The sequence below is a fragment of the Pseudochryseolinea flava genome, assembly GCF_003286915.1.
In the GTDB taxonomy this organism is placed as follows: Bacteria; Bacteroidota; Bacteroidia; order Cytophagales; family Cyclobacteriaceae; genus Ohtaekwangia; species Ohtaekwangia flava.
Window position 1 is genome coordinate 287,003 of the sequence record NZ_QMFY01000004.1, and the last position, 22,494, is coordinate 309,496.

The window sequence follows — 22,494 nt, forward strand, 5'->3', positions numbered from 1 at the left end:
AAATATATCGAAAAGGAATTCAATAATAGGCATTTCGAGCCACCCGGAATAATCCTATGCCTACCAAAGGTTATCAACCGAGTGTGAATTTTATCCGTAAACCGAAGTCGCATACGTTATCTTAGAATAGAAAGCTGCACAGAGTTGCGGCGAACATTGTCGGGTTGTGTGCTTGCCCAAGCGGAAGACATTACAACGCGACTTTCTGCGACACCATACGATTTCAAAATTTGCTTGAGTCGGCGGATCCGATCATCTGTTAGCTTCTGTTGCGCTTTGGTAGCCTGCATAGCCCGACTATCGTACTCCACAAACACGCGCGCTTTCACGTTCTTATTCAGATAATTCGCATAGGTTTCGATCAAGTCTTCTGAATCTGCCGCTATCCGCGCTGTATTGTCATCAAATACAATGAGATTCTTTGAGGTCTCAAGGTTCACCATCGATTTGGTTGAAGTTCGAAGTTGATTCAACAAATCCTTCGTTTGATTCACGAGACTATCCAATTTCATTTGCTCCTTCTTACCATCATCGATCGTAATTGAGCCTCGGTAGATGTCACTCATCTTTCCAGCACGGTTACTAGTAAAGAAAAAAGTGGAATCGCCGTACATCGAAAAGTAAGCATCAAACTTTTTTGAATTTACCGCCGGACCTAGGTTCTTCGGTGGTGACCAAACTTCCCAAGAACCATACTGACGTTCACTGACGAAGATATCTGCATCTCCCTGCCCCGCATGACCGTTGCTTGAAAAATAAAGCTTGGTCTTATCCGATGACAGGTAAGGCGAGATCTCGAAACCAGTGGTATTAATCGTTGTTCCTAAATTTTTAGGCTCTGACCATTGTCCTGTTACGCTCTTCAAGCTGATGTATAAATCCTCCTCGCCGCGCGAATCAGAACCCTTCATAGACAAAAAGATCACATCAAATTCCGGCGAAACATAAATACCGAGAAAACCTTCCGACGCAAGTCCTTTCATTGGCACAAGCTCCGGTCTCGACCATTCGTTTCCTACTTTCTTCGAAAAGTAAATACCGAATACATCGCGCGAGGCAACAGTATGCTGAAGATAAATCACATCGCCTTTGTTGCCGACACCGACAACCACGTTGTTGCCGGGTGTATTCTCAATTTTTGTATTGTTCGGCTTACCCCAATCGAGCTTCGTAACATCGTAACGACTAGTCCAAACGTCGGTTCCTGAAAATTCTCCTCCTTTGTTTTCGGGTGATAGGAAGCGGGTGAAATAAAGGGTTGTTCCATCCGGTGAGAGTAAAGGCATCGATTCTTCGTAATCAGAATTGACTGCCTTTGACAACACCTTGACATCATTGTATATCAGCGTAACCTGTGCCGATGCTATGCCAGGGATAAGCAGCAAGAATATGATTGCGTATTTTACCATATTGTTGGACCTGGACGTTTTAAATTATTAAATCTGATTGCCAATACAAGTTCATGACTTCCGTCGTGGAATTTACTCATACCACCGATAGACCTTTCATAAGAATAAGCCGCCGCAAAGGTCTTGTTAACGTTAAAACCTAGTAAGCCCAACAATGACTTATTACTTCCAATGGGCGATTGCGCATCTCTGAATGTGAATCCAAACCATACTTTCTCTTGAATGTAAGCCTTCACATTAAAATCGAATGATAATTTATTTTGAAAATTCATGATTGCCAATAGGCTTGGTCTGATGAACACCGCAGGAGCAACTTCAAAGGACACACCTGCTTGTGCAGAGCCTTTATACATGGCCGCCGATGCCGAAGTCTCCTCACTTGGTGTCGTGATTACCTTATCGAAAAGATCCATGTACGTGGCGCCGAAGTAGAAGTTCTTGCCATACAATAAAAATCCTAAGCGCGTATTGAAATAGAGTTCTCCCTGTCCTGCATATTTTCCTGCGAGCTCATCGGGATCGGCATCTTTGCCCAAATACAAATCATCATACTTTGTACTCTCAATGAGTGCCGATCCTCCCACCGATAGGCGGAGCTGCGGAGAAAGCGGATAATGGAACGCGTAGTGAACAGCTCCACCGGTACGAACAAAGTATCCACCCGTTTTTTCGTAAAAGAAATTCGCACCAAGCCCGTGAATCGTTCTCTTTCTTGCGGGAATAAAAGCTGCGGAATTCAGGTCTTTTGCATTACTCATTCTTAGAGAATGGGTAATCAAATCCACGGGTTGTTTAAGGCGCGTGTTGAATCCTAAATTGATAAATCTTGGCGCTGCGTCACCAAAACCTGCCCATTGATAGCGATACCCGAGTTTTAGATCGCTTTGAGATTCTACGCCCGAGAATGCCGGATTAAAACCAGAAGCGAATTGGAAGCTCTGGCCCGTGTTAGGCATGAACTGCGCGTGTAGTGGATGAAGCCCTAATACCAGCAATGCCAGTACGATATATCTAAACATTACCATTCTTAGCGTAAAATTGTCACAATACCTTTAAATATTTTTTGGTCGAACTTCAAGTCTATTGTATAGTAGTAAGGTCCTGTCGGAAGCGCTTCTCCATTCATCGTTCCATCCCAAGCGTTATCGAACCCAATGGCTTCGTAAACTAACATGCCACGCGGATTGTAGATTTTAATCTCAGCATCTTTTAAGAGCCCAACATCCGAGTTCCCTGACGTTAACGCCTTAATCTTCCAAGTATCGTTAGCTTCATCATTATTCGGCGTGAATGCGTTCGGGATATCCAGGTCCTCGAGTGAATAATCCAAAATGAGTTCGCGCGTTTTAGGTTCGCTAAATTGCTCCCCATCGCTCAATTTGAAAGATATCACGCGTGTCTCTTTCACAATCTCTTCCGAATTCACAAAATCGTAGCGTATTGATCTGATTGCCGTAACATACTCGTGCACTGTTGCAACACCGGCCAGTGTGAGTTCACCAGACTGAGCATTGAAGGAGCCAACAATTTTGTCGGTATCAAAAAATATCAACACGTCATTACCGACACGATAATTCTCACCTAAGCTAATTTGCGCAATACTCAAAAATTCGTCGTCATGGTCAACAGCCTCGAATGTTTCGGTCACAAGAATTGGTTGCCCCACCCCTTGATCATAGGTAATTTTTGAGCTTTCAATCGCCGTTATCATTGGCGCGTCGTTTTCAGGACTTATTGTGACCGTTACAGAAGCTGCGTTGCTGTAAGAAAATCCATCATAACCCTGCCACGTAAATACGTCTGTACCACTATAATCTATGCTTGGCAAATAACTCAGGTTGGGAATAGAATTGTACAAAATTTCTTGCTGTATTGTTACCGGTGTCGTTCCAATACGAAGTGTGCCATGTTGCGGCAACGTCGTGACTTTTATCTTCACAAGCGCATCGCCATTGCTGTCAGTAAAGGCTGCTGTAAAATCTGATTGCGATAAAGATTTGGCAATATCCTCTTGCGCCGTCATCACAAAATCTTTTGCAACAGGAGATGCATTAACGGTTACTGCGATGGTTGCATTGTTTGAAAACAATCCCAAATTGTCTTTTACACGATAGGTGATCGACGTATTGCCCGCATAGTTATCGGTAGGTTCGAATGTCAGTACACCGGTAGCGCTTGCACTAAATTTACCCGCTGCCGTGGTGCGTGTACTCTCTATCGCTGGGGTCGCAACATTTAGATCGACAGTAGCAACGTCGATGGTGCCGTCAATATCTGTGTCGTTCGAGAGAATTGCTAACGTGGCGTCGTTGCCTTCTCCCGTGGTGAGGACATCGTTCACAGCAACGGGCGCGTCATTAACAGGGGTAACCGTAATGGTGATCGTAGCAGGCGCAGACGTCGCACCACCATTATCGTTTACGGTATAAACGATCTGTACCGTACCATTGAAGTTACTCGCCGGTGCAAATGTTACGACGCCAGAAGCACTCACGGTAAAGTTACCCTCCGCCACACTGAGCGAATTCTGAATTCCTGCAGTCGCCGTATTGAGGTCTACGCTTGACGCGCTGACCGTGCCATCTTCATCTGTATCATTCGATACCACGTTCAATGTCACCGATGCATCTTCATTGGTGGTGGTTGCATCGTTCACAGCAACAGGAGCATCGTTAACTGCGGTAACGGTGATCGTAATGGTTGCTGAAATGGATGTTCCTCCACTATCATCGTTTACCCTGTAAGGTAAAGTCGCGGCGCCACTAAATGTTCCGACCGGCGTAAACGTAACAACACCGAGGTTGTTAACGGTAAAACTCCCTGCCGCTGTTGTGTTGGCGTTTTGTATTCCTGCAGTCGCGGTATTTAAGTCTACGGATGCCGGGTCAATGGTACCATCAACATCGGTATCGTTGACAATAACATTCAAGGTAACTGGCATACCCTCTGTGGTTGTAGCAGCGTCTTCGTTAGCCACGGGCAGATCGTTAACTGAAACGACAGTCACCGTAAAAGTAGCGGTGTTTGATGTTACGCCTACGTTGTCGTTCACGGTATAGGTTGTTGTCGCCGTACCATTGAAGTTGGCCACGGGAGCAAACGTTACATTGCCCATGGCATTTACGGTGAACGTACCTTCGGCAACTGAATGGGAGTTTTGAATCCCAGCGGTAGTCGTATTTAAATCAACAGTCGCTGCATTGATCGTGCCGTCTGCATCGGTATCATTCGTCGTTACATTCATAGAAACGTTGACGTCCTCGTTGGTTGATATTGCATCGTTATTCGCAACGGGCGTGCTGTTGATGGAGTTCACCGTAACCGTGATAGTGGCTGCATTCGACGTCGTACCCCCATTGTCCTGCACCGTGTAAGTGATCGATGCAATGCCATTGAAATTAAGTGCCGGATCGAACGTTACAACGCCAGCGGCATCAACGGTGAATGTACCGGCTGGGATTGTTCGTGTTGTCTGAATCGTTGACGAAGCAGGATTGAGATCCACCGTTGCTACATTAATCGTTCCGTCAATGTCTACATCATTGGCCACGAGATTTAAAGTGACTGTTTCGTTTTCATCTGCACTCGTGATATCGTTATTAGCGATCGGTGGGTCATTCACTGCATTTACTGTGAAGGCAACGGTTGCCGCGTTCGACGTCGCACCGCTATTATCATTCACCGTATAGGTCACCGATGTATTACCATAAAAGTTAACTGTCGGCGTGAATGTAATCACACCTGCAGTGTTTACTGACAATGTACCGCCACTGATTGTCGCAGTATTTTGAATTCCTGACGACAGCAGATTTAAATCTACTGTTGCTGCGTTAATGGTACCGTCCACATCCGTATCGTTGGTGACCACATTAATGGTCGCAACAGCGTCTTCATTGGTGACGATGGCGTCGTTGTTGGCCACCGGAACATCATTCACAGCATTGACTGTGATGGTTATTGTCGCATTGTTAGAAGTCGCGCCATCATTGTCGTTAACCCGATATTGAAGGGTTGCTGTACCGCTATAATTTGCGGTTGGTGTATAGGTTACAACACCCGAAGCATTTACGCTAAAATTTCCGGACGCATTTGAATTCGTTGTCTGAATTCCAGCAAGGGCAACATTCAGGTCGACACTGGCGACGTTGATTGTTCCATCTGCATCCGTATCATTTGACACTACATTGAGCGTGACCACGACATCTTCATTTGTGGTGACGGCGTCGTCAACAGCAACTGGTAAATCATTGATCGAATTAACGGTGATCGTGATCGTTGCTGGATTTGATTCCGCGCTACCATTGTCCTGAACAGTATATTGAATAGAAGCCGTTCCATTGAAATTTGAGAGCGGTGTAAAAGTGACGACACCGGCGGCATTTACCGTGAATGTCCCTCCCGTTGCTGTGTTACTTGTCTGAATACCGGGTGTTGTTACATTTAAATCAACTGTAGACGCGACGATTGTTCCATCGATGTCAGAATCATTAGCCAATACGCTTACATTCACCGCCACGCCTTCATTAGTACTCGCTGCATCAGCGATTGCTGAAGGGGCATCATTCACGGCGTTTACAGTAATGTTGATGCTCACGGCGTTTGATGTAGCGCCATCGTCGTCATTCACCGTGTATAGGATGGTTGCACTACCGCTATAGTTCGTTGTTGGTGTGAACGTAACAACACCACTTGCATTAACCGCGTAGCTTCCCGCAGCGTTTGAATTTGAACTCTGAACACCAGGTGTTGATGTATTTAGATCAACGGTGCTCGCGTTAATTGTACCATCACTATCGGTATCATTTGTAACCACGTTGAGGGTCACTGGTGTATCCTCATTGGTTGTCGTGGCGTCGGCAACAGCAACGGGCGCATCGTTCTCTTCATTCACGGTGATGGATATCGTTGCTTGATTAGACGCCAAGCCGTTGTTGTCATTGACGGTATAACTCACCACGGCAATACCATTGAAGTTCGCGACGGGTGTGAATGACACAACACCTGCTGCGTTCACCGTAAAAGTACCATCGCTGGTCACTATCGTTCCTTGAATACCCGCGGTTGACATGTTTAGATCGACCGAATTTGCCGCTATGGTACCATCGATGTCGGTATCATTGGAAACAACATTTAGGGTGATGGGCGTTTCTTCTGTTGTTGATGCGGCATCATTAGCAGCAACTGGCGCATCGTTTACGGATGTTACTGTTATGGTAATTGTCGCCGCGTTTGATGTCGCGCCGTCGTTATCATTGACTGTATAATTCACGGTTGCTGCGCCACTGAAATTTGCCATGGGCGTAAAAGACACAATGCCCGTTGCGCTTACTGAAAAACTTCCTCCAGTAACCGTAGCTGTTGTCTGAATTCCTGCGAGCGTTGTATTCAAATCTACCGTGGCAATATTGATCGTCCCGTCAGCATCCGTATCATTCGCGACGACATTCAATGTCGTTGTGGCAGCATCTTCAAGGATAGTTAACGCGTCGTTAACGGCTACTGGATTATCATTATCCGATGATACGTTGATCGTGATGGTGGCCTGATTGGAAGCGGTTCCATCATCGTCGTTTACGGTATAATTGAGTATTGCTGCTCCACTGAAGTTCGCTGCTGGTGTGAAACTCACTACGCCAGCGCCGTTTACGGTGTAAGAACCTGCTGCCGTGGTATTATTATTTTGAATGCCGCCAAGTGCAACATTCAAGTCTACTGAATTGGCTGCGATCGTTCCATCAACATCGGTATCATTCGATACAACATTGAGGGTCACCAATGTTTCTTCGTCCGTCGATGTAGCATCGTTAACGGCAACCGGTGCGTCGTTAACATCGGTTACGGTAACCGTGATGGTTGCATTGTTCGAGGTTAAGCCATCATTATCTTGTACTGTATAGGGAAGTGTTGCAACGCCGTGAAAATTTGAAAGTGGTGTGAAGGTCACAATGCCTATTGTGCTAACGCTGTAGTTTCCACTGGTGGTTGTCATCGTGGATTGAATTCCAGCAGTTAAAAGATTCAAATCCACAGATGCCGCATTAATAGTTCCGTCCGCGTCTGTGTCGTTTGCCACCACATTGATCGTAACATCTTCATCTTCGGGTGTCGTTGCATTATCGTTGTTGGCAACGGGTGCATCGTTCACTACGGAAACGGAAACGGTAATCGTCGCGACGTTCGAGGTAATATTTCCAAGATCTTCAACTGTATAATTAAGAACAGCGTTACCGTTAAATCCAGCAACGGGTGCAAAATTTACAACGCCAGAAGCATTGGCCGTCCAGGTACCCTCTGTTGTTGTATTACTGCTTTGTATTCCTAACATAGATGTATTCAGATCGACTGAGCTTACATCGATGTTGTTATCTGGATCTGTATCGTTGGCTAACACAGCGATGTTTATTGCTACGCCTTCTGAGGTTGAGGCGGCATCTGCAACAGCAACTGGTGGATCATTCACAGACGTTACCGTGATGGTAATATCACCTGGCGCGGACGTTGCTCCCTGATTATCTTGTACCGTATATTGGATGCCAGCGATGCCGTTAAAGTTGGCGGCTGGATCATAGTCTACAACCCCTGCGCCATCATACGTGAAAGTACCTTGCGTAGTAGTAATCGTTGTTTGCATCCCACCCGCCGCAAGATCTAGATCCACAGAAGCGTCGTCGATCGTTCCATCTACATCCGTGTCGTTTGAGGTAATCTTTAAAGAAACGTCGGTGTCCTCAGCCGTGGTTTCCGAATCTGCAACGGCTATTGGCGGATCATTCACCGCGCTAATGCTAACGGAAAATGTAGCAACGTTTGATGTCGCGCCACTGGCATCTTGCACCGTATAGCTTACACTAGCGGGACCGTTGTAATTTGCCGTTGGCGTATAAGTAATCGTTCCATTCGCTGCGGTATAAGTACCCGATGCATCCGAAACCGAAGCGTCGATACCAAGGGTTGCCGGGTTCAGATCAACCGCATCATCATTCAATGCATTGTCAACATCCGTGTCATTGGCGAGTACGTTCATAGAGGTTGAAAAATCCTCCATCGTATTGGTGTTATCGTCTGCAGCAACGGGAGGATCATTCACGGCAGTTACCGTAATGGAGATAAACGAAGGCAATGAGGTAACGCCCGATAAATTTGCCACCGTATAGTTGGCAACAGAATTTCCGAAGAAGTTAGGCTCTGGTGTGAACGTTACTACGCCGTCTACATCAGCCGAGAATGTACCTTCGCCCGTTTTGATGAGGGTGTTATCGATGGCGGGTGTCGATGGATCGAGGTCTACCGTGGTCGGATCAATGGTATCTAACAAGTCGGTATCGTTGACGAGAACCTTGACCTCGCGGGGTGTGTCCTCAGGGGTAGAGTCCACGTCCGGTAACGTTATAGGAATCTGGCAGTAGGCATAATGGCCCACAAAGAGGAAAGCAAGGAGTAATGTTTTGGGATTAAAATGCATATTCACAACTACAGACCGGCAAAAATAAATAAATATATCGTACCTGTATCCTCTTAGAATTTTAATTGTAACTCTTAGTTTCGTGGTTTAATCACTCTAATTCCTTCAAAAATAATGGTAAGTCTGGCGGTTTTAATCTTTTGGGTTGGTGTGGCGGTCGTACTTTACACCTATGTAGGGTATGGCGTCGTTATTTACATTTTTTCGAAGCTTAGAGGAAAACGGCAGCCCTTACCGGTACAGGCCGATGAATCACTTCCAGCTGTGACCCTCATCATTGCAGCATATAACGAAGAGCTATTCATTGATGAAAAACTAACCAATACGCTGGCACTTGATTATCCGAAGGCAAAGTTGAATGTCTGGGTTGTGACGGATGGCTCGACCGACCGAACTACGGAAATTGCCAGAAATTATAGTGGTATTACTGTTCACCACGAAAATCAGCGAAAGGGTAAAATCCACGCTGTGAACCGGGTGATGAAAATGGTCGCGACCCCAATCGTTATTTTCTGTGACGCGAACACCAATCTCAACACCGATGCAATCAAAAATCTAGTTCGCCACTACCAAGATCCGACTATTGGCGGCGTCGCTGGCGAGAAAAGAATTCTTAGTAAAACAGAAGACAACGCCTCTGGTGCCGGTGAAGGGATCTATTGGAAATACGAGTCATTCTTAAAAAAGAAAGACGCTGAGGTCCATTCGATCGTGGGCGCCGCTGGCGAGTTATTTTCTGTTCGTACTGCGTTGTATGAGTCGCCCGAGGAAAACATTATCATCGAAGATTTCTACATCTCATTAAAGATTGCCGCTAACGGACACCGCTTCGGTTACGAACCAGATGCCTATGCTATTGAAACAGCATCTGCTTCTGTTGACGAGGAGTGGAAGCGTAAAGTGAGAATCTGTGCTGGGGCCTTTCAGGCCATGGGCAAACTCTCCTACTTACTCAATCCATTTCGATACGGCATGCTCAGCTTTCAGTACATTTCGCACCGCGTGCTGCGTTGGACACTAGCGCCCCTTTTCCTTCCGTTGATATTGGCTAGCAACATCGTTTTAGCAGTCCAAGGATACTCCATTTACCAAATGATACTACTCATGCAAATTGCGTTTTACGCGCTTGCCTTTGCGGGATACCTACTACGCGATAAGAACATTAAGATTAAGGGTTTCTTTGTACCCTACTATTTCATGGTCATGAATCTTTCTGTTTACGCGGGGCTGCGCCGCTTTCTAAAAGGCAACCAATCTGTTGTGTGGGAAAAATCGAAACGGGCCGTAGCGTAATAGCGTATAACCTGCTGCATGTGAATTTTTTATTCTGAATCGGGCGTGATGGCTGCGTCGATAAATTCCCCATGGGCGTCAGTGAACGCAACAGTATTTCGGGCCAAACCGAAGCTTACTGCCAGAAGTGACTTTCAATTTGCCAATTTCCATAACTCGCCTAATTTTGCCTCCCTTAACAAGCTTAAACCTGATCATTAGATATGGGACGGATATTTGAAAAACGAAAGCACAAAATGTTCGCGCGCTTTGACCGGATGGCCAAGGCCTTCACGCGCGTTGGAAAAGATATTGCCATTGCCGTAAAGCAAGGTGGCCCGATCCCCGAAAACAACCCGAAGCTTCGCATGGCAATTCAGAACGCCAAGGGGTTGAACATGCCAAAAGAGAAGGTTGAAAACGCCATTAAACGAGCATCGTCTAAAGAAGAAAAAGATTTCCAAGAAGTGGTTTACGAAGGATATGCACCACACGGTGTTCCGATCCTCGTTGAATGCGCAACCGACAACCCGACACGCACAGTCGCTAACGTCAGACTTCATTTTTCCAAAGGCCATGGTAGCATGGGAAATTCAGGATCCGTGGCATTCCTTTTCGAGCGAAAAGGTGTTTTCAAATTCGACCCATCAAAGATCAACGTCGATGACATTGAACTCGACCTCATCGATGCGGGCGCTGAAGACATCGAACGTGGTGACGAAGAGATCATCATCTATACAAAATTTACAGAGTTCGGTCACATGCAGAAGTTTCTTGAATCAAAAAACCTTGATGCAAAAAGCTCTGAACTGCAATACATTCCCAACATGACAAAAGAACTATCGGAAGCCGAAACGGACGAAGTTCTCAAACTCGTTGAGATGCTTGAGGGAGATGATGATGTACAAACTGTGTATCACAACCTCGCGTAGAAAATTTCTCCTTACGAAGTGATCATAAAAAAAGGCGGCGTTAATTCCGCTTTTTTTTATGACCGATAATACCTAAAATTTATCAACGAATTGTCAGGTTGTTATCGACCATTCTATTGTTGTACTGTTGAATAATGGCTTTGATTTTCTGCTCTAGTTGCAGTACACGCTCCTTATACGAAGGATCTTTCACCAAATTATTCGACAGCATAATATCTGTTTTGAAATTATACAGTGCAATGCTCCGTTTACCATCAAATTGCAGCATCAAATCACCTTCATAGTATTGAAAGACATCATCCTTATAATTCCAGGCGCATGATGGTGATGTCGAATGAAACACATCACGACCAAATGCAACGAAATCCTTTTTATAACCGAGTTGTCCGAGCACCGTTGGCATGACATCAGCCTGTTGAATGATCGACGTTGAATCCACACCCAATAAACTATCATCGGGGCGATAAAAAATGATCGGTATGGAAAACAATCCTTTCGCAGTTCTACTTTGATCGAACAACACATTCGAGGAGGTATGATCGGCCGTAATCACGAATAATGTATTTTTGAACCAAGGGTACGTTGAAATCTTCTCAAAGTATTTTTTCAATGAGTGATCTGTAAATTGAATACATCTCAGAATCGGTTCCTTTCCGCCTTTAAATACATCTTCATATTTTTTTGGAACGCTGAAAGGATGATGTGACGACACGGAGAAGAACACAGACAAGAAAGGTTCTTTAAAATCCTTTTGTGTATCCGCCGTGAATTGCAAAAAGTGCTCATCCCATATTCCCCACCATCCGTCGTAATCAGCGTCGTTGCCGTACTCAGTCATGCCGTAGTATGATTGAATACCGGCCACATTCATAAAGGCTTCGAAGCCCATGCTGCCATTGGGTGCTCCATGAAAGAATGCACTGTTGTAGCCTTCCTTCGCCAAGATATTTCCCAAACTATTAATCCTGTTTCCAGAAAAAGGAGACAACACATAGGGCAACCCCATCGATGGCACACTCGCGACCACAGACGGCAATGCGTCGATGGATTTTCGACCATTGGCAAACGAATACTGAAAAGTACGGCTATGAGCGATCAATGAATCCAAAAAGGGCGTATACCCCTTATAGGTTCCATTCTCTTTGTCCTTGTTGTAGAAACCGAAAAACTCTTTCGAAAAACTTTCTAACACAATCACAACGACATTCATCTTTTTAAACTCACCGGAGTCGATTCCATGTCTGATTGGCGTAAACACTTCTGCTAACTTCTCTTCGGAATCGTAGTACTTTACTTTTTTAATTTTAGTTTTTCCCAACGTACGATAAAGTGCGAAAGGTGTATTCAATACGATGCTCACATCGCCTGGATCATGAACATACTTACCGGCATCGCTCAAGGTGATGGGACGCGTGCTGTGCAGGAAGTTTCCGCGTGCAGCGCCCACAAAAAGATAGGCGATCAGCGGAAGTGCCACTATGCCGGCGAGGTAGAATACAATTTTATTCTTCATAACAGGTCCACGCAGCTCAATTTGATTGTAGAGCCACACCATCAGCACGACGAGTGCAACTAAAAATAACGTGGCGTACCAGTAGTCGATAATAAATTTAAAGAATAGGCCTCCCATATTCCCTTCATTCTCGAATTGCTGGAAGATATCACTCGTTGTACGTCTACCCGTAAATTTGAAATAGATAAAGTCACCAACGTTCATTGCCAGAGCGAGGCTATTGAAGATGTAGAAAATCCACTTCACAATAGTTTGATAACCTTGTTTGAACCGTACATAAAGTGGTACGATCATCATCAAGATGAACAGTAGGTTTGTGTAGAGGACTGCTGTGATATCGAACTTAATACCACCGAGGAAGATGCTAAAGAATTTCCCAGCGGTCATGCCCGGAAAATAACTCATATTGAAGAGATAGAACCCAATTCGACAAAGCGTAAATAAAAACATCACTACCACCAAGCGAAGCAACAACACGTAATAGATGTTACCGCGTAAAGGAATATTTTTAACGAATTGGATGAGGTTCTTCACGTCACAACTTTAATGGTGCGAATTAATAGAAAATTTACAGAATAGTAATCATGTCAAAGACCGGGAAACCATCGACCAATCACACTTTTTTAATGATTTGGCGATTAATGCTTATTTTGCTGATTGCCTGAATGGTCAATACAATGCGCCTGCGATTATTCCTGTTTTGCTGTTGTGTCTTTGTCGCGCATGTCGTTGGTGCTCAATCAAAAACATATTCTCTGGGCTTTTTTACGGGGATTATTTCGCCGTACAGCTTTGACCAAGGCATCAATAGCGACCCCCGATACCGCACCAAATATGATCTTAAATTTGCTCCCATCGGCGTGAGTTTCGGCATCGACTTTCCGCGGTATGGACTCCTCTTCAGCCCCGGCATTGTGAACACTGGGCAAAACTATTTTATCGTGAACAATCGCGGTGGCCATGAGGGTATCCAAAAAACGAACTTACAATACCTAGCCGTACCGTTGGCAGCAAAGTTCTACTTGATTGACCTTACGTTTTTCAAGGTAAGCGCAGTCACTGGTGTTTCCGCGGCGCTATTGCTCAACGGTCGTCAATTGATTACACATGATGCTGGGCTATTCCGTTTTCAAGATGAGTTATATCCCATCCTTCCTAATACTTATACGCCGATGGCTGACGGCGTACAAGCACCGAAAGTAAATAGCTTCACGATGGCTGAAAAAACTGATTTTAAAAACACGCAGCTCTTCGTTCTACTCGGTATTCGGTCCGACTGGAACGCCTCTGAAGATTGGCGCGTATCGTTTGACATGCGTGTAAATTTTGGACTACTCGATCCACGCACAAATTCCTATCAAGATAAAATCGCGCGTTACCAGACACTTTATAGCCTTCCTGGATCAAGACACGAATTTTTCGCACAACTCACCGTTGGCGTTTCACGATATGTGGTCATTAAGCCAAAAGCAAAAGCCGCTAAGTCCAAGAAACGATTTGTTCCTAAAAAATATCCTTCCGTAAGATCGAGTCGGCAAGGTCCAAAATAATAGATTTGAGTTTTGAAGCATGCTAAAAATAGATTCGCATACGCATATTCTTCCCAAGAAACTACCCAACTGGACGGAGAAGTTTGGCTATGGCGACTTCATCTATCTGCAGCACCATAAAAAAGGCTCGGCTAAAATGATGCGTGGCAATCAGTTTTTTCGGGAGATCCATGAAAACTGTTGGAATGCCGAATTACGCATTAAGGAATACGCTAAGTTTCACACAGAAGTGCAGGTCGTATGTACGATTCCTGTGATGTTCAACTACTGGGCAAAGCCACTTGACGCGCTAGAAAGCTCCCGTTTCCTAAATGATCACATCGCTGAACTAATTGTGAAGTATCCGCAAAACTATTTGGGACTGGGCACCATCCCTATGCAGGATACAGAACTGGCCGTGCAAGAATTGATACGCTGTAAAGAAATTGGACTTCAGGGAATTCAGATCGGCTCAAACATCAATGACCTCAATCTCAACGAAGATCGCTTTTTTCCAATATTCGAAGCCTGTGCTGCACACGCCATGGCCATACTCGTTCACCCTTGGAACATGATGGGTGAACGCTCCATGCAACGTTATTGGCTACCGTGGCTAGTGGGAATGCCCGCAGAAACATCGCGTGCCATCTGCTCCATGATCTTTGGCGGGATTTTTGAAAAACTTCCTACGCTGCGCGTAAACTTTGCACATGCAGGCGGTTCTTTTCTGTCCACCATTGGAAGAATACAGCATGGCTTCGATTGTCGTCCAGACCTTGTAGCCATCGACAACAATGTTCCGCCGAAAAATTATCTCGGCAAATTTTGGGTCGATAGCGTTACACATGACGCGATGATGCTGGAATACGTTTTGAGATTACAAGGGTCCGAAAAGATTACCTTGGGTACCGATTATCCTTTTCCGCTGGGAGATTTGGAAATTGGTAAGTTTATTGAAGAGATGAATCTTGACCTGAAGACACAGCAAGATATTTTTTACCAAGCTGCACTAGATTGGTTGAACGTGCCGCTAGACAGATTTAAAGGAAGTCTATAATGAACAAGCTACAAGCGACGATAAATACCCTCCTCCTATTCGTATTGGCAACCACCATCAGCTATGCGCAAGTACCTGATGAACAAACGCGCGTGCAGGATTTTAAACAACAGAACGAACAACAACGCAAGACACTACTACTTCAGCAAATGGATTCCGGTGTTGTGCTTATGGACAATGGCCGCTACCAGGAAGCAGAAGTAAAATTCAAATATGTGCTCGACAACATCAAAGGTGTTCCGTCCGACCTCACTTTTTACTTTGGCAAAAACTCTTTCTATCTGGCAAAAAACAAACAAGCTATCGATTGGCTCAATAAGTACATTCAACTGAAGGGTACCAACGGCCAATTCTATCAAGAAGCGACGACGATAAAGCGCGATGCTGAATCCGCCTATTTGAAAGAAAAATCTGTCGAGATAAAAAAAGCAACGGAGGTCCTATCTGTTGACTACGACATCGATTGTGGGCCATCTGGACTTGTGACATGCCCTGTCTGTAAAGGTGATCACGTGATCGTAAAAAAGGCGGCCTTTGGTGACGAATACAAAACATGTGGCTTTTGCAACAAGCACGGGCTGCTGACCTGCGAACAGTACAACCAGCTTCTTCGCGGTGAGCTTAAGTCGAAGCTGTAGCAGTACCTAGCCTCGGTGCGTATACTGAACTTTTGCGCTCGACTTTCACCCCCGCGGACTCTTTCTTATCTTTGTAGCCACAATTGTTTAAAGTCTGGATTAACCTGCAATTAATCAGCTTTTTATGCCGCTACACAATCGTCAAGACGGCCGACTTCTCAAGGAGAAGATGCGCACGTCGCCCGTGAAAAGGGTCACCATTTCTTTTTACAAATATCATCACATTACCGATCCGCAAAATTTCCGGGATGCCCTTTACAAAGGTCTCGAGTCTTTCGATGTCATGGGAAGAATCTATGTGGCGCTTGAAGGTATTAACGCTCAGATTAGTGTACCTGAAAGTCAACTCGATAATTTTAAAACATATCTCTATAGTATCCATTGGCTTGATCAAGTCCGCTTAAACATCGCGGTACAAGATGATGGTAAATCCTTCTTTAAGCTGAAGATCCTTGTCCGCAAAAAAATTGTCGCCGACGGGCTAGATGATGCTTCCTTCGATGTGACCGATCAAGGCACGCACGTCGACGCAAAAACATTTAACGCACTAGCCGATGATCCGAACACCGTGATTGTCGATATGCGCAATCACTACGAAAGCGAAGTTGGTCATTTCAAAAATGCGGTACGTCCCGATGTTGATACATTCAGAGAAGAACTTCAAGTAGTTGAAGATTTGATGAAGGAGCACAAAGACAAACAACTATTGATGTATTGTACGGGGGGCATTCGTTGCGAGAAGGCTAGCGCCTGGATGAAACATCAAGGGTTTAAGAATGTATTTCAGTTGAACGGCGGTATCATTAAGTATGCGCAAGAAGTAAAAGCTGAAGGACTCGAAAACAAATTCATCGGCAAGAACTTCGTATTCGATGAACGTTTAGGTGAGCGAATTTCCGACGACATCATTGCGTCGTGTCACCAATGCGGTGCGCCGTGCGATGACCATACAAACTGCAAAAACGACGGATGCCATTTGTTATTCATTCAATGTAAATCCTGCGCAGAAAAATTCAACGGGTGTTGTTCGCCTGAATGTGCGCATGTTATTACTCTTCCGGAAGAAGCACAGCGAGAACTTCGGAAGGGCGTGAACAAGGGCAGGCAAGTATTTCGAAAAGGGAGGTCGGAGAATATCCGTTTCAACGCTGTCGACGAATAATGCTTGCCCGTCAGGCATTGAAGTTTAACAACAATAACCAGCAACATACCATGAGCAAAGTTATTCGCATCGGCATTATCAATGTGTCGGATCGGGCGAGCCAAGGCGTATACGAAGATATTCCAGGCAAGGCGATTGTCGCCACGCTGAATGAATATTTGACAAGCCCATGGGAAAAAGATTACGCCGTAGTACCAGATGAACAGCCATTAATCGAAAAAACGATGATTGATATGGCGGATTTGAAGAAATGCTGTTTAATTATTACATCTGGCGGAACCGGGCCAGCAAGACGGGACGTGACGCCAGAGGCCACAGAAGCGGTTTGTGACAAAATGATGCCCGGTTTTGGCGAGCTCATGCGTGCTAAAAGTCTTACATACGTGCCTACCGCCATCCTATCACGTCAGACTGCAGGTATCAGAAACCAGACATTAATCGTAAATTTGCCTGGCAAGCCAAAAGCAATCAGGCAATGTCTGGATGCGGTGTTCCCAGCGATCCCATATTGCATTGACCTCTTGGACGGACCGTTTATCGAATGTAATGAAGCGGTCATCAAGCCATTTAGGCCTCAATCGGTATAATTGTAAGTTATGGCAAGGATAAAGTACTACTACGACACGGAAACCTGCAAATATGAGCGGGTAAAGACCAAGACGAGTGACGTTGTTCTCAACGCCCTCGGACTTTTCTCACTTCTGATCATCATCGCAGCAGGCCTCCTCGCCGTGAGCCGCACTTATTTCCCAACACCGAATGAGTTGGTTCTCAAGAACAAACTTGTCGATCAGGAGTTTTATCTCACGGAAATGAACCGCCAGGTAAACGATCTTAAGAAAATCGTGGAAGGCGTTGAAACGAGAGATGACAATATTTATCGCGTTGTTCTCGGTGCTGAACCGATCGATAAATCCGTCCGGGATGCCGGTGTTGGTGGTTCTGATCGTTATGCCGACATCCGCGACAAGAAACTCGCGAATGGCGACCTCGTCATTGAGCTTTCTGAGAAAGTTGATCTCCTCAAGCGTAAGCTTTATATCGAGACAAAATCTCAGGATGAGCTCTCTCGCCTCGCCGACAATAAAGAAAAGTTGTATGCCGCGATCCCTGCCATTCAGCCGATCTCTAACAAGCAATTGATGGCACTCGCCTCTGGATTCGGGATGAGAACACACCCGATCTATAAAGTGAAGAAAATGCACTCAGGAATTGACTTTGCTGCCGCCATCGGAACACCAATCTATGCTACTGCCGATGGTAAAGTGATGAGTGTCGACGTGAGATTTAGTGGCTATGGTAAAATGGTTGAAATCGACCATGGCTTCGGATACCGTACACGCTATGCGCACATGCATGAGTTCGCGGTGCGCGCAGGACAAAATGTAAAACGCGGCGACCTTATCGGTTACGTCGGAAACACAGGACTCTCAACAGCGCCTCACTTACACTATGAAGTGATGATCAATGGCGCGCACGTTGATCCGGTTCACTATTTCTACAACGATCTCTCCGCAGAAGAATACGAGAAAGTACTTGAGCTTGCTTCTATAGAAAACCAGTCGCTGGGAATGTAGGAAGCCAGTTGCCGGTGTGCCAGTTACCGGTGTGCCAGTTACCGGTTCACCAGTTTACCGGTTTTGCAAAGATGTTGAAGGCTGCCGTGTGGTGGCCTTTTTTTTTGTTTCCACTGATTATACCCATTAGGAAAACTAGCAATTGGAAACTGGCAAACTGTAACCGCTCCCGTCACCTCTTCAGTTACTATTGACGGGCGGGCGATAACTTTTAGTATCTTCGTTCAGATCAACTTGACCCAAGAATGCACCGGCCTGTCCTTTCATTACTTCTGTTTTTTCTTGTCGTTATCCATACAGCCTTTTCTCAAGGTTGTAGTGATGCTGGTTTTTGTACCATGGGAGCCATGAAGCCGGACCAGCCTTTCAACAAAAAGATCGAACTACGCCTACGCTCAATGGAGCTTAGTTTTTATCGTGGCACAACCACACTCACCCCGGTAGTTTATGTCGCAACGGCGGATTTAAATTTCAGTCTGAATGCGAAGACTTCGCTTCAAGTTAAATTACCCTATCAAGCGGTCACGGGTACATTAGCTGAAACATCTGGACTTGGTGACATTTCTTTATGCGTCACACGCGCTATTCATAGCAATGAAAAGTTTGATGTGAACTTATCTTTAGGCAGCAAGATTCCCACCAATAACAGCGACAAAGATATTGATGGAAGACCTTTGCCGATGTATTATCAAACGAGCCTTGGCACATACGATCTTATTGCGGGCATATCACTTATTACTCGGCGCTGGCTTATCGCAACGGGAATACAACATCCGTTCAATGAAAATGGAAATGAGTTCCTCTGGTCGGCGTGGGAAGGTGGTCCGAACAGCGTGGCGTATATCCAAAAATATGCAAACGCAAAACACCTCAAGCGCGGTACCGATGTGATGCTTCGCGTTGAAAGAAACTTCCGCTTTTCACGATTAAACTTTACGCTGGGATTACTCCCCATCTACCGCATTACGAAAGATGAAATTCAATTGGGCAATGGTGAACGTGTAAAGCCCGATGGCACAACGGGATTGGCACTCTCGGGCATCTTGACCACCGGCTACAACTTCAATGTCCGGTCCGGGGTAAAATTACTGCTCGGCCATAAGATTGTTCAACGCGACTTTAACCCCGATGGACTCACCCGCGAATTTGTTTCTTCTTTAAGCTACGTTTACCGATTCTAATCAACATGAAGCACGTCTCTCTCCTACTTTTGCTGATCGTTAGTGTTTCATTTTTGCATGCGCAAGATCTTAAACAGCTTGAGTCGCTGTTGAGTGAAGCGAAATATCAAGAGGCCATTCAGGAAAGTGAAAAAGCGTTATCGAAAAATCCACCCGCAGAAACGGCCATAGCGCTGAAGAATATTACCGCTGAAGCATTGGTACGGCTGGGCAAATTTGATGAAGCTTCACGCATCCTTGACAACGCCCAAGAACAAGCTGCAACAGCAAACCTAACCTTCCAGCAAGGGATTACGCGAAGCAACTACGGATTGCTTTACATGATCCAGGGCCGTAATGATCGCGCGTTAGAATCGTTGGAAGATGCCCTTACCATATTTGACAAAAGTGGAAAATCTGAAACACTTGAAGCCGCACAAGCACTCTCCCACCTTGGAAATTTATACCGCGCAACAGGTAAGTTTTCTCAGGCCGAAGAACAACTCAACCGCGCACTCGCGATTCGTCAAAAGTTTTTAAAAGACGACACCGAATTAATGGCAGCAGCGTACAATGACCTTGGTCTTGTCTTTAGCATGACAGATCCGGACAAAGCACTCGACTTCTACGAAAAAGCACTCGCCATTTACAAGAAGCTGCACGATAAAGACCATCCTAAGATTGCCACAGCAACAACCAATGTTGGTTTCATCTACCGCACGTTGGAGCTGTACGGCGATGCTGTAAACAATTTCGAAGCATCGTTAAAGATCTGGGAGAAAATGTATCCACAAGCACATCCGTCAAAAGCTTTTGTACTCTTCAACCTTGGCGTAACATACAACCAAATGGGTGACGCAAAAGCCGCGCGCGGATATTATGAGCGCGCGTTGAAAATGTATGAAGAAAGTTACGGCCGTAAACATCCGGAGACTGGGCGTGTATTAAACGCCATCGGAGACCTTGACCTGGCCGCAAACAAATTCGACGATGCGCTCGCAACGTATCAGCGCTCGCTGCACGCCAATGTCGCTGACTTCAATTCTTCAGATCCAAAACAAAGTCCGCATTTAAAAAACTACTACGACGGTAACGTACTACTCAACACGATGCTATCGAAGGCGCAAGCACTCGAAGCACGCCATTACGGAAAGACGTTGAAATTTGAAGACCTTACCTTGGCCATTCAAACATTACAACGCTGTGACACCTTGATTGACAAACTGCGACAACAGATTAACAATGAAAGTGACAAGATTTCATTGGGCGCAATTGCCACCGAAGTATATGCTAACGGCGTCCGCATTTCCTATGAAGCATCTCAGGTAGCGTTTAAAAAGAAGTCATACTACGAGCACGCGTTTTACTTCGCCGAGAAGAGCAAATCTGCCGTGCTCCTAGAAGCAATCTCTGACGCGAACGCAAAATCGTTTGCTGGCATTCCACAAAATCTATTGGAAGAAGAAAAGACATTAAAATCCGCGATTGCGCTTTGTGCTCAGGGGCTCGCGCAAAAACCATCCGCTGACGAAGAGAAGTACCTACGCGAAGCTTCCTTCAACTTGAACCGACAATATGAGGCTTTTGTTAAGAAGATGGAAAAAGAATTTCCGTCATATTACAACTTGAAGTTCAACGCGGCCGCACCGTCCATTCCCCAACTTCAAGCAAAGCTGGATCAAAAAACAATGCTCGTCAGCTACTTTACCGATGAGAAAAACAATCGAATCTACAGCTTTCAGATTACCGAGAAAACTTTTCGCATTGAAGATCACGCCATCACGAAAGACTTCGACCGATACATCACAGGGCTTCGAAACAGCATTTTCTTTAATGAAAAAAAGTCTTTCACAAAAGCTGTTAACAACCTATCGGAGATTCTTATCCCCGATCGGATTGCGAAAAATATTTCAGACTTAATCATTCTTCCTGTCGGGAGACTGGGCATCATTCCTTTTGAAGCACTCGTCACAGATGCGATAACGCCTGATACACCCTACCCATCAATGCCATTCCTTATTCGAAAATATAATGTTCGCTATGAATTTTCCGCAGGATTGATCCTCCAAAAAGAAGTAGCGCAAACCTCAGCACAACCGAGTATTTTTTTGTGTGCGCCTGTTACTTTTCCCGCAAAAGACAACCTCAATGATTTACCAGGAACAGAGTCTGAGGTGAACGACATTGCCAGTCTGTTCAATCAAAAGCAGTATAAAAGTAGTTTGCTTACACGAAATAACGCCGATGAAAAGAAAGTGAAATCACCAGATCTTAAATCATTCGACTACATCCACTTTGCAACCCACGGCATTGTTGACGAAAGTAATCCTGAACTGTCAAGAATCTTCTTACAGTCCGATGTAGGCTCCGAGGATGGCAACCTCTTTGCTGGTGAAATTTACAACTTGAATCTAAACGCGCGACTGGTCACATTATCGGCGTGTCAAACTGGCTTGGGAAAAATATCCAAGGGCGAAGGTGTTATCGGGTTATCGCGGGCGCTTGTTTACGCCGGTGCAAAGAGCTTGATCGTTTCATTTTGGAGCGTCGCCGATGAGTCTACGGCTGTCTTGATGAAAAACTTTTACCAAGAGATGCTGCAACACCCGCAAGCAAACTTCTCTGAAAATCTTAAGCAAGCAAAGTTAAGTCTCGTGAAAGATGAAAAGTATACCGCACCCTATTACTGGGCACCGTTTATTTTGATTGGATTTTGAAAATAGCTACGAGCTTTGAGCTGCGAGTTTCGTAAGATGATGAGATCATTCAAAACAAGCAATCCT

The 22,494-nt window shown here is 45.2% G+C and carries 14 protein-coding genes; 10 read left to right on the forward strand and 4 right to left on the reverse strand.

Annotated features, from left to right (window positions below; genetic code table 11):
- Positions 1-116 precede the first annotated feature (116 nt).
- From DQQ10_RS10655 to DQQ10_RS10665, 3 genes are read right to left on the reverse strand one after another with little or no spacing between them, the layout of a single operon-like run.
- On the reverse strand, positions 117-1,409 hold the full coding sequence (locus tag DQQ10_RS10655) for a PD40 domain-containing protein (RefSeq protein WP_112746845.1): 1,293 nt from the start codon (positions 1,407-1,409) through the stop codon (positions 117-119).
- The gene (locus DQQ10_RS10660) at positions 1,403-2,428 is read right to left on the reverse strand and encodes a PorP/SprF family type IX secretion system membrane protein (RefSeq protein WP_165823885.1); all 1,026 of its coding nucleotides are present in this window, start codon (positions 2,426-2,428) and stop codon (positions 1,403-1,405) included. Before DQQ10_RS10660 ends, DQQ10_RS10655 begins: the two co-directional genes overlap by 7 nt.
- A gap of 8 nt (positions 2,429-2,436) precedes the next feature.
- Entirely contained in the window at positions 2,437-8,871 is a 6,435-nt protein-coding gene (locus DQQ10_RS10665; RefSeq protein WP_112746847.1) for a tandem-95 repeat protein, read from the reverse strand.
- 114 nt (positions 8,872-8,985) lie between these two features.
- Between DQQ10_RS10665 and DQQ10_RS10670 the strand changes: the two genes are divergently transcribed.
- On the forward strand, positions 8,986-10,164 hold the full coding sequence (locus DQQ10_RS10670; RefSeq protein WP_112746848.1) for a glycosyltransferase family 2 protein: 1,179 nt from the start codon (positions 8,986-8,988) through the stop codon (positions 10,162-10,164).
- A gap of 203 nt (positions 10,165-10,367) precedes the next feature.
- Positions 10,368-11,075: a YebC/PmpR family DNA-binding transcriptional regulator gene (locus tag DQQ10_RS10675; protein ID WP_112746849.1), complete on the forward strand. Its 708-nt coding sequence runs from the start codon at positions 10,368-10,370 to the stop codon at positions 11,073-11,075.
- An 82-nt stretch (positions 11,076-11,157) separates the two neighbouring features.
- Here the strand turns inward: DQQ10_RS10675 and DQQ10_RS10680 are convergent, their stop codons facing one another.
- The gene (locus DQQ10_RS10680; RefSeq protein ID WP_221409708.1) at positions 11,158-13,122 is read right to left on the reverse strand and encodes an LTA synthase family protein; all 1,965 of its coding nucleotides are present in this window, start codon (positions 13,120-13,122) and stop codon (positions 11,158-11,160) included.
- 143 nt (positions 13,123-13,265) lie between these two features.
- Between DQQ10_RS10680 and DQQ10_RS10685 the strand changes: the two genes are divergently transcribed.
- The 8 genes from DQQ10_RS10685 to DQQ10_RS10720 all read left to right on the forward strand — a co-directional run bounded on the left by DQQ10_RS10685 (position 13,266) and on the right by DQQ10_RS10720 (position 22,428).
- Positions 13,266-14,138, forward strand: a complete 873-nt coding sequence (locus DQQ10_RS10685) for a hypothetical protein (protein WP_133259612.1) — start codon at positions 13,266-13,268, stop codon at positions 14,136-14,138.
- 19 nt (positions 14,139-14,157) lie between these two features.
- Positions 14,158-15,174: an amidohydrolase family protein gene (locus tag DQQ10_RS10690; protein WP_112746851.1), complete on the forward strand. Its 1,017-nt coding sequence runs from the start codon at positions 14,158-14,160 to the stop codon at positions 15,172-15,174.
- Positions 15,174-15,812 (forward strand): hypothetical protein, encoded by a 639-nt coding sequence (locus DQQ10_RS10695; protein WP_112746852.1) that lies wholly within the window; start codon positions 15,174-15,176, stop codon positions 15,810-15,812. The genes DQQ10_RS10690 and DQQ10_RS10695 overlap by 1 nt, the downstream gene beginning before the upstream one ends.
- A 124-nt stretch (positions 15,813-15,936) precedes the next feature.
- Positions 15,937-16,974, forward strand: a complete 1,038-nt coding sequence (gene trhO / locus DQQ10_RS10700) for an oxygen-dependent tRNA uridine(34) hydroxylase TrhO (RefSeq protein WP_112746853.1) — start codon at positions 15,937-15,939, stop codon at positions 16,972-16,974.
- A 50-nt stretch (positions 16,975-17,024) separates the two neighbouring features.
- Positions 17,025-17,561: a molybdopterin adenylyltransferase gene (mog, locus tag DQQ10_RS10705; protein WP_112746968.1), complete on the forward strand. Its 537-nt coding sequence runs from the start codon at positions 17,025-17,027 to the stop codon at positions 17,559-17,561.
- Between the two features lie 9 nt (positions 17,562-17,570).
- Positions 17,571-18,551 (forward strand): M23 family metallopeptidase, encoded by a 981-nt coding sequence (locus tag DQQ10_RS10710; RefSeq protein WP_112746854.1) that lies wholly within the window; start codon positions 17,571-17,573, stop codon positions 18,549-18,551.
- A 347-nt stretch (positions 18,552-18,898) separates the two neighbouring features.
- Complete coding sequence (locus DQQ10_RS10715) at positions 18,899-19,732, forward strand: hypothetical protein (RefSeq protein WP_245970371.1); 834 nt, start codon at positions 18,899-18,901, stop codon at positions 19,730-19,732.
- Between the two features lie 5 nt (positions 19,733-19,737).
- Complete coding sequence (locus DQQ10_RS10720) at positions 19,738-22,428, forward strand: CHAT domain-containing protein (protein WP_112746856.1); 2,691 nt, start codon at positions 19,738-19,740, stop codon at positions 22,426-22,428.
- Positions 22,429-22,494: the final 66 nt, after the last annotated feature.